Origin of the sequence: Burkholderia sp. Ac-20384 (genome assembly GCF_017104605.1) — a bacterium.
Taxonomy (GTDB): domain Bacteria; phylum Pseudomonadota; class Gammaproteobacteria; order Burkholderiales; family Burkholderiaceae; genus Burkholderia; species Burkholderia lata.
The window spans coordinates 1-12,983 of sequence record NZ_JAAGPE010000263.1 but is presented as its reverse complement, the minus strand read 5'-3'; the positions used below and the strand labels follow the sequence as shown (position 1 = coordinate 12,983).

The window sequence follows — 12,983 nt, the reverse complement described above, 5'->3', positions numbered from 1 at the left end:
TGCGCTTCACCATTGCGGGAGTCGACGCACGATGACCCAGAGCAACGTACCGGCCACCATCGAGGTGGTGCGGGCCGGCCCGCTGACCACCGTGCAGGATCTCGGGCGCCGCGGCACGCGCCATCTCGGCGTCGCGCAGGGTGGCGCGCTCGACGGCCTCGCGCTCGAAGTCGGCAACCGGCTGGTCGGCAACCGCCCCGATGCGGCGGCCGTCGAGATCACGATCGGCCCGGCCGCTTTCCGCTTCCCGCGCGCGACCCGCATCGCGATCACCGGCACCGAGTTCGGTGCAACGCTCGACGGCCAGCGCGTATATTCATGGTGGAGCCTGCCGGTCGAGGCCGGGCAAACGCTCGTGCTGCCCGCCGCGAAACGCGGGATGCGCGGCTACCTGTGCATCGCCGGCGGCATCGACGTGCTGCCGATGCTCGGCTCGCGCAGCACCGATCTCGCATCGCGTTTCGGAGGCCTCGGCGGCCGCGCGCTGCGCGACGGCGATCGCCTCCCGGTCGGCGTGCTTCCGGCCGGAATGGGTTGCCTCGCGGCCGACGCACCGGAATTCGGCGTCAAGGCGCCCGCGTGGTGCGCGTTCGTACGCGTCGACGAGCCGCCGCGCCGTCACCGCCCCGCGCATGCGCCGTGGGCGATGCCCGTGCGCGTGCTGCCGGGCCCCGACTACGCGTCGTTCGCCGCCGATTCGCAGCAGGCGTTCTGGGATGAAGAATGGCTGGTCACGGCAAACAGCAACCGCATGGGCTACCGGCTCGCCGGCGTCGAGCTCGCGCGCGAGCGGCCGGCCGAGTTGCTGTCGCACGCGGTGCTGCCCGGCACGATCCAGGTGCCGCCGAACGGCCAGCCGATCGTGCTGATGCACGACGCGCAGACCACCGGCGGCTATCCGAAGATCGGCACGGTGATCCGTGCGGATCTGTGGAAACTCGCGCAGGCGCGGCTCAACCTGCCGATCCGCTTCGTGCGCACGACACCCGACGCCGCGCGCGCCGCGCTGGCCGCGGAACGTGCGTATCTGCGGCAGATCGACGTGGCGATCGACATGCGTGAGGAAGCGCGCCGCCGCGCCCAGTCGCGTGCGGCGTGACAATAGCGGTAGCAGTACCGAAGGCAGTAGCAGTAGAGAAGACGGGCCACGCAATCAGTGGACGAGGAACATCATGCAAATCGATCTGAATGCCGATCTCGGCGAAGGATGCGGTTCGGACGAGGCGCTGCTCGACCTCGTGACGTCCGCGAACATCGCATGCGGGTGGCATGCGGGCGGTGCGAACGCGATGCGCGACTGCGTACGCTGGGCCGTGCAGAAAGGCGTGGCCATCGGCGCGCACCCGAGCTTTCACGATCCGGAGAATTTCGGCCGCAAGGAAATGCAGCTGCCGGCCAGCGACATCTACGCGGGCGTGCTGTACCAGCTCGGCGCGCTGTCTGCGATCGCACAGGCCGAGGGCGGGCGCATCGCGCACGTGAAACCGCACGGCGCACTGTACAACCAGGCCGCGCGCGACCCGATGATCGCCGATGCGGTCGTGTCCGCGATCCGCGATTTCGATCCGTCGCTCGCGGTGTTCGGGCTCGCGAACAGCGTGTTCATCGCAGCCGCGCGGCACGCGGGGCTCGCCGCGGTGGAGGAAGTGTTCGCCGATCGCGGCTACCGCGCCGATGGCTCGCTCGTGCCGCGCAACCAGCCCGGCGCGCTGATCGACGACGAGGACACGATGATCGCGCGCACGCTGGACATGGTGCGCAGCCGGCAGGTGCGTGCGATCGGCGGCGAATGGGTGATGCTCAATGCGCAGACCGTCTGCCTGCACGGCGACGGGCCGCATGCGCTGGTATTCGCGAAACGGATTCGCGCCGCACTCGAGGCGGTGGGCGTCGACGTGGTTGCGCCCGGCATGCTGCAGGCCGACGAACGCGCCTGATTCGCCGGTCGCGCCAGCGGATCCACCTTCGGTCGTACAAAAGAAAAAAGCGCCCTCGTGGCGCTTTTCCGTTGGCGCAATCGCTGCGGCTTTGCCGTCTGTCGATTCGCCCCCCGAAACCGTCTTGCGACGGTGACCGGAAAAATCTTCCGGATTAAAAAACGTCCGCCGCCGCCCGATTACTGCCTTTCCCCGGTGGGACGACGGAACGTCGCTTTATCTCGCAAGTCGGCCTGCATGCCTAGTTGTTGTCCGACGATGATTGGCCCCGCCGTACATGCAGACACTTCCGCGGCCGGCACGTGCATCACGTGCCGGCAACGCGCTAACCCCGCGCTTTATTTTCTGCTACCCCGTAGAACTTTTTCTATTCTTTTCATTTTTTCAACTTGTGGATCGAAGAATAGATATTGGCAGATCGGGATGTCAATCGTTTGAAACGCTATTTTCTGACGATTCGAGGGTTTTCCTTATCGAATCGCGTGCCCATACAGGCGTTTAACGCGCTCGCACAACGTCAATCAAACAGGGGAGGATCGGTTCGGGCGAGGTGACGGCGATCAGTTCGCGTCGACCCTGTAACCTTGTTGACGCAACAATTCGAGCACGCCGCGCGGGCCACCCAGGTGCAGCGCGCCGATCGCGACGAACAGCGGCCGGTTCGGCGCGGCGATTGCCGTCATTCGTGCAACGAAGCGGCGGTTGCGCTCGTACACGATCTTGTTGTCGATCGCGTCCGACAGCGCCTTCGAACGCGCGAGTCGTTCGCTCTTCGCGACCGCCCATGCCGAGATCGCATCGGCGTCGCCAATTCGCCACAGTCGGTGCAGCGCCTTGATGTCGTCGGCGTTCTGCGCGGGGGTCTGCACCATGTCCTGCGCGAGCATCTCGCGCTGCTCGGCGAGCGTCAGCCCGGTGAACGCGCGCATCTGTTCGGCGAGCGTCTCGAGCCCGATCACACGGCCGCCCTTCTTCTTCAGGAACACGTTCTGCAGCTGCGCCTCGGTGCCGTATTCGGTCTGCAGGCCGGCTGACAGCGAATCGTAGGTCTCGACGACGAGCGCCGCGAGCCACGGCCGCATCTTGCGGATCTCGGTGAGCGCGGCCGGGTTGCCGCGCAGGCGCGCCGCGAGCCGCTGCCACAGCGGCTCGGGCAGCAGGCGCTGCAGGCACGGGTAGCGGCAGACGCCGTACTTCGACACGTCGTCCTGCGATTCGAGCAGGTCGTCGGGCGACAGCTCGAGCGCCAGCGTGGGCGACGCGGCGAGCGCCGCGAGGATGCGCGGCCGGAACGGCTGCGCGCTCGGGTAATCGGACGGGTCGCCCGTATGCAGCGTGCCGAGCACGTACAGCGTGACCTTGCCCTTGGTTGCAACGTAGAACGGCATGCGCGCGGGCTGCACGCGCACGGTGCCGCGCGACACCGTGCCGTCCGACACGGCGGGCGCGTGAAAGCCCGGCAGGCTCATGCCGGGCGGCGGGACTTGCGACGGATGGATCGGTGAAGTGGCCGGCGCGCGCCCTTCGGCGCGCGCGGATTCGACGGGAACCACGAGGCTGGCCGCCACGCACGCGCCGGCCAGCGCCGCGCCCGTGACGGTACGCACGCTCCAGCGCCGCGCGTAGCGGTACGCGCGCATCACGCGCGCGCTGCTTGCCCCCGCACGGCGCACGCCGGACGCGCGCGCCGCCAACGCTTCAGGCATTCGCCTCCCCTACCTCCTCGGCCCGATGGCAGGCTACGCGCCGGCCGTCGACCTCGCGCAGCTGCGGCTCCTCCGCCCGGCAGCGCTCGACCGCATACGGGCAGCGCTGGTGGAACGCGCAGCCCGACGGCGGATTGAGCGGCGACGGCAGTTCGCCCTGCAGCTTGATCTGCACGCGGCGGTCTTCCTCGAAGATCGCCGGCGTCGCCGACATCAGCGCGCGCGTGTACGGATGGCGCGGCCGTGCGTAGATCGTTGCCTTGTCGCCGAGCTCGGCGACGCTGCCGAAGTACATCACCATCACGTCGTCCGCGACGTGCTCGACCACCGACAGGTTGTGCGAGATGAACACGTAGCTCGTCTTGAACTGCTCCTGCAGATCCATGAACAGGTTCAGGATCTGCGCCTGGATCGACACGTCGAGCGCGGACACCGGCTCGTCGGCGACGACGATGCGCGGATCGAGGATCATCGCGCGCGCGATCGCGACACGCTGGCGCTGGCCGCCCGAGAACATGTGCGGATAACGCTTCGCGTGCTCGGGCCGCAGGCCGACCGTGCGCATGATCTGCGCGATGCGCTGCGCGCGTTCGGCGGCCGTCAGGTTCGCGTTGATCTCGAGCGGTTCGGACAGCGTCTGCTCGACGGTCTTGCGCGGGTTCAGCGACGCGAACGGGTTCTGGAACACCATCTGCACACGGCGGCGCAGGTCGGCGACCGTCTCGCGGCTGGCGCCGGCCACGTTCTTGCCGTCGATCGTCAGGCTGCCCGAGGTGGGCGTCTCGATCATCGTGAGCTGGCGCGCGAGCGTCGACTTCCCGCAGCCCGATTCGCCGACGACGGCGAGCGTCTTGCCGCGCTTCAGCGAGAACGACACGCCGTTCAGCGCCTTCACCGTGCCCTGCCCGAACATCCCGCGCTTCACCGAATAGTGCTTCGCGAGGCCGTCGGCCACCAGCACGGCTTCCTCGTCGCTCGACACGCGAGGCGTTTGATTGACTGCATTCATCGTGCACCTCCCGTCTGGTCGAGGTTGGAAACGTTGAGCGGCTTGATGCAGCGTGCGCGCATCGCGTCATTGCCGGACACGAGCGTGTCGAGCGCCGGCCGCGCCTTGAAGCAGTCGTCGACGACGTACTTGCAGCGCGGCGCGAACAGGCACCCGGACGGGCGATCATCGCGGCCCGGCACCATGCCGGGCAATGCGGCAAGGCGACGCGCCCCCTTATTGTGCTCGGGAATCGCCGCGAGCAGCGCTTCGGTGTACGGATGATGCGGCGCGCGGAAGATGTCGGGCACGCCGTTCGTCTCGATCACCTCGCCCGCGTACATCACCGCCACGCGCTGCGCGACCTCCGACACCACGGCCAGGTCGTGCGAGATCAGCACGAGCGCCATCCCGCGCTCCTTCTGCAGCTTCACGAGCAGATCCATGATCTGCGCCTGGATCGTCACGTCGAGCGCGGTGGTCGGCTCGTCGGCGATCAGCAGCTTCGGGTTGCACGCCACCGCCATCGCGATCATCACGCGCTGGTTCATCCCGCCCGACATCTGGTGCGGGAACGACGTAATGCGGTTCTTCGCATCGGGAATGCCGACCTGGTCGAGCAGTTCGAGCGCGCGCCGGTGCAGCGCGTCGCCGCGCAAGCCCTCGTGCAGCTTCAGCACTTCCTTGATCTGGTAGCCGACCGTGTAGCTCGGGTTCAGGCTCGTCAGCGCGTCCTGGAACACCATCGCGATGTCCTTGCCGACGATCTTGCGGCGCGCCTTCGGCGACGCCTTCAGCAGGTCGACGCCGTTGAACGTGACCTCATCGGCCGTCACCTTGCCCGGCGCATCGATCAGGCCCATCAGCGCCATCATCGTCACGCTCTTGCCCGAGCCCGATTCGCCGACGACGCCCACCACCTCGCCCGGTGCGATCGACAGGTTGATCCGGTCGACGGCAGGCAGGCCGTTGAAGTTCACCGCGAGATTGCGGATGGTCAGAAGATTGTTGCTCATGTCAGGCCATCCGTTTCAGTTTGGGATCGAGCGCGTCACGCAGCCCGTCGCCGAGCAGGTTGATCGCGAGCACCGAAATCAGGATCGACAGGCCCGGCATCGTCACGATCCACCACGCGTTGTCGATGTAGTCGCGCGCGGACGCCAGCATCGCGCCCCACTCGGCGGTCGGCGGTTGCACGCCGAGGCCGAGGAAGCCGAGCGCGGCCGCGTCGAGGATCGCCGACGAGAAACCGAGCGTCGCCTGCACGATCAGCGGCGCCGTGCAGTTCGGCAGCACCTGCGAGAACATCAGGCGCAGCGTGCCGGCACCGGCCACGCGCGACGCCGTCACGTATTCCTTCTGCAGCTCGCCGAGCGCCGATGCGCGCGTGAGACGCACATAGGCCGGCAGCGCGACGATCGCGATCGCGAACATCGTGTTGGTGAGGCCCGGGCCGATGATCGCGACGACCGCGACCGCGAGCAGCAGCGACGGCAGCGCGAGCAGCACGTCCATGATGCGCATCACCGGCGTGTCGGCCCACTTCTGGAAGAACGCGGCGACGAGCCCGAGCACGATGCCCGGGATCAGCGCGAGCACGACCGACACGAAGCCGATCCAGAACGACATCCGCGCGCCGTACATCAGGCGCGAAAGGATGTCGCGGCCCGCTTCGTCGGTGCCGAGGATGAATTTCCAGTTGCCGCCTTCGAGCCACGCGGGCGGGATCTTCACGAAATCGCGGTATTGCTCGGCCGGGCTGTGCGGCGCGAGCAGCGGCGCGAGCAGCGCGATCAGGATCAGCACGAGCACGACGATGCCGGCGCCGACGGCGCCGCGGTTGCGCGAGAAGTTGGCCCAGAACTCGCGCAGCGCGAGCGCACGGCCGCCGGCCGGCGCGGATTCGGTCGGCAGGGTATTTTGCAGATTGCTCATGGGATTACCTCGTGTGGCGGATGCGCGGATTCAGCACGCCGTACAGCAGGTCGACGACCAGGTTCACGACGATCACGAGCGTCGCGATCAACAGGATGCCGCCCTGGACGACCGGATAGTCGCGGCGGCCGATCGCATCGATCAGCCACTTGCCGACACCGGGCCACGAAAAGAGCGTCTCGGTCAGCACGGCGCCCGCGAGCAGCGTGCCGATCTGCAGGCCGATCACGGTGACGACCGGGATCAGCGCATTGCGCAGCGCATGCACGACGACCACGCGCGCGGGCGACAGCCCCTTCGCGCGTGCGGTGCGGATGTAGTCCTCGCGCAGCACTTCGAGCATCGACGAGCGCGTCATCCGCGCGATCACCGCGAGCGGGATCGTGCCGAGCACGATCGCGGGCAGGATCAGGTGGCTGACCGCCGACTTGAACGAGCCCTCATCCGGCGCGAGCAGCGCGTCGATCAGCATGAAGCCCGTCGGGTGCGGGAAGTCGTATTCGACGGCGATGCGCCCCGACACGGGCGTCCAGCCGAGGTATGACGAAAACACCATGATGAGGATCAGCCCCCACCAGAAGATCGGCATCGAGTAGCCGGTGAGCGCGGTGCCCATCACGCCATGGTCGACGACGGAGCCGCGCCGCAACGCGGCGATCACGCCGGCCGGCAGCCCGACCGCGAGCGCGAACACGAGTGCGCACAGCGACAGCTCGACGGTCGCCGGGAAGCGCGCGAAGAACTCGCCCGCGACGCTCGTGTTGGTGATGATCGACGTGCCGAGGTCGCCATGCAGCGCCCGGCCGATGTAGTGGAGGTACTGCATGGGCAGCGGCTGGTCGAGCCCGAGGCGTTTCATCGCCTCCGCATGCATTGCGGGATCGACGCCGCGCTCGCCCATCATCACTTCGATGGGGTCGCCCGGTATCAGGTGAATCAGCGCAAACGCCAGGATGGTGATACCGATGAAAGTCGGGATCACCATGCCCACGCGGCGCAACACGAATGTGAACATGATGCGTCTCGTATTTTCTTGTGGGAAATGTGCGACCGGCGACGGGAAGCTTTTGGCCTCCCGCCGCCGGATGAATTAGCCGGTCTCGGTCTTCGTAGACAGCTTACGCCGGGCGTGTTACTTCACGCTAACACCGTCGAAGCGGGCATAGCCGAGCGGCTCGATACGCATGTCGACCACGGTCTTGCGCACCGGCTGGTAGACCGTCGAGTTCGCGATCGGCGAGAACGGCAGCTGTTGCGCGAAGATCTGCTGAGCCTGCGTGTAGAGCTTCGTCCGCGCGTCCTGGCCCGTCGTCGTGCGGCCCTTCTGGACCAGATCGTCGAACGGCTTGTAGCACCAGTGCGAGAAGTTGTTGCCCTTGATCGCGTCGCAGCCGAGCAGCGTGCCGAGCCAGTTGTCCGGATCGCCGTTGTCGCCCGTCCAGCCGATCAGCATCGTGTCCTGCTCGCCCGCGTGCGCGCGCTTGATGTACTCGCCCCATTCATACGTGACGATCTTCGCCTTCACGCCGATCTTCGCCCAGTCGGCCTGGATCATCTCGGCCATCAGGCGGGCGTTCGGGTTGTACGCGCGCTGCACCGGCATCGCCCACAGCGTGATCTCGAAACCGTTCGGGAAGCCGGCCTTCGCGAGCAGCGCCTTCGCCTTCGCGGTGTCGTTCGGCGCCATCTTCAGGTTCTTGTCGTACGACCATTGGGTCGGCGGCATCGGCGCGGTAGCTGCCTGACCGGCACCCTGGTAGACGGACTCGAGGATCGCCTTCTTGTTGATCGCCATGTCGAGTGCCTGACGCACCTCGAGCTTGTCGACCGGCTTGTGCTCGACGTTGTACGCGAGGTAGCCGAGGTTGAAGCCTGCCTGCGACGGCATGTCGACGTTCGGATCTGCCTTCAGCGTCGCGATGTCGGCCGGACGCGGATAGCTCATCACCTGGCATTCGTTGCGCTTGACCTTCTGCACGCGCACGCCCGGATCAGGCGTGATCGAGAAGATCAGCTTCGAGATCTTCACTTCGCCCTTCTTCCAGTAATCAGGATTGCCGTCGAACCGGATCGTCGCGTCCTTCGTGTAGCTGCGGAAGATGAACGGGCCCGTGCCGACCGGCTTCTGGTTGATGTCGGCGGCCTTGCCTGCCTTCATCAGCTGGTCGCCGTATTCGGCCGACAGGATCGACGCGAATTCCATCGCCATGTTCTGGATGAACGGCGCATTCGGCTCGGCGAGCGTGAACTTCACGGTGTACGGATCGACCTTCTCGACCTTCGTGATCAGCTTGTCGAGGCCCATGTCGGTGAAGTACGGGAACGACACCGGGTACGCCTTGCGGAACGCCTGGTTCGGGTCGAGCATGCGCTGGAACGTGAACAGCACGTCGTCCGCGTTGAATTCACGCGTCGGCTTGAAGAAGTCGGTCGTGTGGAACTTCACACCATGGCGCAGGTGGAACGTGTACACCTTGCCGTCCGGCGACACGTCCCATTTCTCGGCGAGGCCCGGCTCGACCTTCGTGCCGCCGCGCTCGAATTCGACGAGGCGGTTGTAGACGGTGAACGTGGCGGCGGTGAAATCGACGCCGGTCGTAAACTGCGCGGAATCGAAACCCGCCGGGCTGCCTTCTGAGCAGTAGACGAGCGTTTTGTTCGGGATCTGTGCGAATGCAGAACCCGCGACGCCGAGCGATGCCGCTGCCACGCCTGCAATGGCGGTAACACGCAGGGTGTGCAACAGACGGTTGTATTCCATGTTTCCTCCAGGTCTCCAGATCGGAACCGGCCCGCCCGGGGCCGGTGTACGCGGATATTACTTGAGCTAACGATGTGGCAACAAGCTGGAGAAAAAACTCTTCTAGATGCCCCGCCGGGTTTTTGCCGATGTTTAGTGTGGGTAAAAAATGCGACAACGCGCGCGAGCGACAATTCCGTTCATTTCGCGCAAGTTTCGTTCGACGACTAAACAATTCGGGCGCGAACACGAAGGTTCGACGCACCGTTTTCCCGCGTTCTGCAGCACATCATTGCGTTTTGCGAAACGATCGAGTGATCGTCTTTAAATCGTCATGTCGTCGCGTCGTCACGCCGGCGCGTCGAGGTCGGCACTGCGCGCGGGCACGAACGCGACCGCGACGATCGACAGCGCAATCCCGGCCATCACATAGTAGGTCGGTGCGAGCGGCGTGCCCGTGACCTTGATCAGCCACGTGACGATGAACTGCCCGAAGCCGCCGAACAGCATCACCGCGACGTTGTACGCGATCGACAGTCCGGTCGAGCGCACGTTGGCCGGAAACAGCTCGGCGATCATCGCGCCGAACGGCCCGTAGTAGCCCGCGAGCGTGACCGACAGCACGGCCTGCACCGCGATCAGCCGCGCGATGCTCGGCGCCGCGTCGAGCCACGCGAACAGCGGATACATCAGCACGAGCGTCAGCACCAGCGACCACAGCGACAGCCCCTTGCGGCCGATGCGATCCGACCACGCGCCCGCGATCGGTGACAGCACCATCAGCAGCAGGTTGCCGACGATCACCGCGTAGAACGATTCCGCGTAGGGCAGCTTCAGCTGCTTCACCGCGAAGGTCGGCAGATAGCTGATCAGCACGTAGATCGTCACCGTCAGCGCGATCACCGAGCCGAGCCCGCACAGCACCTCGCGCGGATGGCGCGTGAACACTTCGCCGAGCGTCGCGCGGCGCGCGCTTTGCTGCGCATGCAGGAACGCTTCGGAATCGGCGAGATGGCGGCGGATGTAGAAGCCGATCGGGCCGATCACGAGTCCGAGGATGAACGGCACGCGCCAGCCCCAGCTGCGCAGCGCATCGTGCGACAGCCCGCGCGTGACGGCAGCGCCGACGAGCGCGCCGATCAGCAGCGCGGCCGCCTGGCTCGCCATCTGCCAGCTGCCGTAGAAGCCGCGTTTCGAGAATGGCGCGGCCTCGATCAGCAGCGCCGTCGCACTGCCGAATTCGCCGCCCGCGGAGAAGCCCTGCAGCAGGCGACCGAGCACGATCAGGATCGGGCCGCCGATGCCGATCGCCGCATACGGCGGCGCGACCGCGAGCAGGAAGATGCCGGCCGTCATCAGGAGGATCACGAGCGACAGCGCGGCCTTGCGGCCCGCGCGATCCGCGTACAGCCCGAACACGATGCCGCCGATCGGGCGCATGAAGAACGCGACGCCGAACGTCGCGGTGGTCAGCAGCAGCGACGAGTATTCGCTGGAGGTCGGGAAGAACAGCTCGGCGATCACGACCGTCATGAAGCCGAACACCGTGAAGTCGTACCACTCGAGCGCGTTGCCGATCACGGCGGCCGCGACCGCGCGCCGGTTCAGCGCACGCTCGGGCCGGATCGTTTTCGTTGAATTCGCAATCGTCGCCATGCGTGCCTCGTCCTCGTCAGTTCGCCGTGTCGGGCTGCGCGGCGCGCGGGGTGCCCGCGGCGCGCTGGTTTGCAGCGAGTGTAGAAAGCGACGGAACCGTTTTCAAGCAATAAAAAACGCCCGTCGTCTTTCGACGGCGGGCGTTTTGCGGTTTTCGCCACAATGCGGCATCGCACGATGCCGCACGGGCCTCAACCCATCTTCGAGAAGGCGCTGCACCAGCCCTTCGCCGACACCTGCTTGCCGGGGAAGGCGCCGCACGGGCCCGAGGCCGAGCCCTTCTTGCCCTGGTACAGCATGCAGGCCGCGCAATCCTGGCCTGCTGCGTATTTCGGGTACTTCGTCTTGTCGACCTTCGTGGCATCGGCCTTGTAGCCGAGTGCCGTCGCGGTCGGGTCGCTTTCCGTGAGCATCGGCGCATCGGCCAGCGCTTCACGCGACAGCGCCAGCGCGGACACGGCACCAATGCTCGTAATCAGGAAACTCCGACGGGATGTTTTCATGGGGGGACTCGCTCCAACGTTATCGGTTTGAAAGCTGTTCTGGCGACAGCCGTTCGACAGAATAACGCTCAAGCGAATAAATGTGCGCGCCGAAATTCCAGAGATAAGGAATTTCACACAGCCGCCACACGGTCGATACGCACCCGCCACGGCCCCACCACACCCCCGCCACACACGCGCCGCGTCAGTGGTAAGCCGCCATGTCGCCCACGCGCTGCGCGAGCGCGAGCGACGCGGTGAGCCCCGGCGACTCGATGCCGAACAGGTTCACGAGCCCGCGCACGCCATGCTGCGCGGCGCCCTGCACGATGAAATCGGCCGGCGGCTCGCCGGGCCCCGCGACCTTCGGCCGGATGCCCGCGTACGCCGGCTGCAGCGCGTCGTCGGGCAAGCCCGGCCAGAATGCGCGAATCGACGCGTAGAACGCGGTCGCGCGCGCGGGATCGACTTCGTAGCGCAACGCATCGACCCATTCGACGTCCGGGCCGAAGCGCGCCTGCCCGCCGAGGTCGAGCGTCAGGTGCACGCCGAGCCCCGCGCGGTCGGGCATCGGGTAGATCAGGTGCGAGAACGGTGCACGCCCCGACAGGCTGAAATAGTTGCCGCGCGCGAGATAGAGCGGCGGCACCCAGCGCGGGTCGAGGCCGCGCGTGCGGCGCGCCAGCGCCTGCGCACCGAGGCCCGCGCTGTTGATCACGCAGGCCGCCTCGATCTCGGTCGGCGCGTCGCCGCCGGTGCGCACGACGAAACGCCCGCCGCGCAGCACGTCGATCGATTCGACCGGGGATTTCAGCGCACACACCGCGCCGTCGCGCTCCGCGTCGCCGAGCAGCGCGAGCATCAGCTGGTGGCTGTCGACGATGCCGGTGGACGGCGAGAACAGCGCCTCGACGCACTCGAGCGCGGGCTCGAGCGTCTGCGCCTCGGCGCGCGTGAGCGGCATCAGGTCGAGCACGCCGTTTTCGGTCGCGCGTGCGGCAATCGCCTTCAACTGCTTCACCTGCGCGGCGCTCGTGGCGACGAGCAACTTGCCGGCACGCCGGTGCGGCACGTGACGCGTCTCGCAGAATTCGTACAGCAGGTCGCGACCGTGCACGCACGACATCGCCTTCAGCGACCCGCGCGGATAGTAGAGCCCCGCATGGATCACTTCGCTGTTGCGCGAACTCGTACCGGTGCCGATCGCATCGGCAGCCTCGAGCACGAGCGTTTCACGCCCGCGCGCGGCCAGTTCGCGCGCAATCGCAAGACCGACGACACCCGCGCCGATCACGACACAATCCATCTGCTCCATGACGTTTCGCGCCGCTAGCGCGTCGAGGGGAGAGAAGAGAATTGTACGTCCCGGTTCACCCGCTTGCCGAAGGTCGTGCAGCGTATCGCGACGACGCCGTGCATGGCGCGCGACGCACGGCACGACTCGCGGCACTGCACAGCGCGCACGCCGCCGAGACGTGCGCGCGCCGTTCGCTCAGAAGCCGATCGGCCGGCGCTTTGCCGCGCCCTCGTCGGCCCGGA

Annotated in this window: 11 protein-coding genes; 2 read left to right on the top strand and 9 right to left on the bottom strand. The window is 66.7% G+C overall.

The window, feature by feature from the left end; all coding sequences use genetic code 11:
* Nucleotides 1-31 precede the first annotated feature (31 nt).
* Complete coding sequence (locus G3O00_RS32760; protein WP_011353485.1) at nt 32-1,099, top strand: biotin-dependent carboxyltransferase family protein; 1,068 nt, start codon at nt 32-34, stop codon at nt 1,097-1,099.
* Nucleotides 1,100-1,172: 73 nt separating this feature from the next.
* Nucleotides 1,173-1,937 (top strand): 5-oxoprolinase subunit PxpA, encoded by a 765-nt coding sequence (gene pxpA / locus G3O00_RS32755; RefSeq protein ID WP_206145475.1) that lies wholly within the window; start codon nt 1,173-1,175, stop codon nt 1,935-1,937.
* Between the two features lie 560 nt (nt 1,938-2,497).
* Here pxpA and G3O00_RS32750 read toward each other — a convergent pair.
* From G3O00_RS32750 to G3O00_RS32710, 9 genes are all read right to left on the bottom strand, one after another.
* Nucleotides 2,498-3,643: a TraB/GumN family protein gene (locus tag G3O00_RS32750; protein ID WP_011353487.1), complete on the bottom strand. Its 1,146-nt coding sequence runs from the start codon at nt 3,641-3,643 to the stop codon at nt 2,498-2,500.
* Nucleotides 3,636-4,652, bottom strand: coding sequence for a peptide ABC transporter ATP-binding protein (locus G3O00_RS32745; protein ID WP_206145474.1), 1,017 nt, complete (start codon nt 4,650-4,652; stop codon nt 3,636-3,638). The genes G3O00_RS32750 and G3O00_RS32745 overlap by 8 nt, the downstream gene beginning before the upstream one ends.
* Nucleotides 4,649-5,647 (bottom strand): ABC transporter ATP-binding protein, encoded by a 999-nt coding sequence (locus G3O00_RS32740; RefSeq protein ID WP_206145473.1) that lies wholly within the window; start codon nt 5,645-5,647, stop codon nt 4,649-4,651. Before G3O00_RS32740 ends, G3O00_RS32745 begins: the two co-directional genes overlap by 4 nt.
* Before the next feature lies 1 nt (nt 5,648).
* Nucleotides 5,649-6,566, bottom strand: a complete 918-nt coding sequence (locus tag G3O00_RS32735; RefSeq protein WP_206145472.1) for an ABC transporter permease subunit — start codon at nt 6,564-6,566, stop codon at nt 5,649-5,651.
* Between the two features lie 4 nt (nt 6,567-6,570).
* Nucleotides 6,571-7,581: an ABC transporter permease subunit gene (locus tag G3O00_RS32730; RefSeq protein ID WP_011353491.1), complete on the bottom strand. Its 1,011-nt coding sequence runs from the start codon at nt 7,579-7,581 to the stop codon at nt 6,571-6,573.
* A gap of 117 nt (nt 7,582-7,698) precedes the next feature.
* Nucleotides 7,699-9,327 (bottom strand): ABC transporter substrate-binding protein, encoded by a 1,629-nt coding sequence (locus G3O00_RS32725; RefSeq protein ID WP_206145471.1) that lies wholly within the window; start codon nt 9,325-9,327, stop codon nt 7,699-7,701.
* 327 nt (nt 9,328-9,654) lie between these two features.
* Complete coding sequence (locus G3O00_RS32720; protein ID WP_011353493.1) at nt 9,655-10,962, bottom strand: MFS transporter; 1,308 nt, start codon at nt 10,960-10,962, stop codon at nt 9,655-9,657.
* A 191-nt stretch (nt 10,963-11,153) separates the two neighbouring features.
* Nucleotides 11,154-11,465 carry a high-potential iron-sulfur protein gene (locus tag G3O00_RS32715; RefSeq protein ID WP_011353494.1) on the bottom strand — a complete coding sequence of 104 codons (312 nt, stop codon included), beginning with the start codon at nt 11,463-11,465 and terminating at the stop codon, nt 11,154-11,156.
* 184 nt (nt 11,466-11,649) lie between these two features.
* Entirely contained in the window at nt 11,650-12,759 is a 1,110-nt protein-coding gene (locus G3O00_RS32710; protein ID WP_174933855.1) for an NAD(P)/FAD-dependent oxidoreductase, read from the bottom strand.
* Nucleotides 12,760-12,983: the final 224 nt, after the last annotated feature.

Coding starts and splice junctions, on each gene's coding strand:
- pxpA (WP_206145475.1), top strand. CDS start 1,173: ATGCAAATCGATCTGAATGCCGATCTCGGCGAAGGATGCGGTTCGGAC.
- G3O00_RS32740 (WP_206145473.1), bottom strand. CDS start 5,647: ATGAGCAACAATCTTCTGACCATCCGCAATCTCGCGGTGAACTTCAAC.
- G3O00_RS32750 (WP_011353487.1), bottom strand. CDS start 3,643: ATGCCTGAAGCGTTGGCGGCGCGCGCGTCCGGCGTGCGCCGTGCGGGG.
- G3O00_RS32715 (WP_011353494.1), bottom strand. CDS start 11,465: ATGAAAACATCCCGTCGGAGTTTCCTGATTACGAGCATTGGTGCCGTG.
- G3O00_RS32730 (WP_011353491.1), bottom strand. CDS start 7,581: ATGTTCACATTCGTGTTGCGCCGCGTGGGCATGGTGATCCCGACTTTC.
- G3O00_RS32745 (WP_206145474.1), bottom strand. CDS start 4,652: ATGAATGCAGTCAATCAAACGCCTCGCGTGTCGAGCGACGAGGAAGCC.
- G3O00_RS32710 (WP_174933855.1), bottom strand. CDS start 12,759: ATGGAGCAGATGGATTGTGTCGTGATCGGCGCGGGTGTCGTCGGTCTT.
- G3O00_RS32735 (WP_206145472.1), bottom strand. CDS start 6,566: ATGAGCAATCTGCAAAATACCCTGCCGACCGAATCCGCGCCGGCCGGC.
- G3O00_RS32760 (WP_011353485.1), top strand. CDS start 32: ATGACCCAGAGCAACGTACCGGCCACCATCGAGGTGGTGCGGGCCGGC.
- G3O00_RS32725 (WP_206145471.1), bottom strand. CDS start 9,327: ATGGAATACAACCGTCTGTTGCACACCCTGCGTGTTACCGCCATTGCA.
- G3O00_RS32720 (WP_011353493.1), bottom strand. CDS start 10,962: ATGGCGACGATTGCGAATTCAACGAAAACGATCCGGCCCGAGCGTGCG.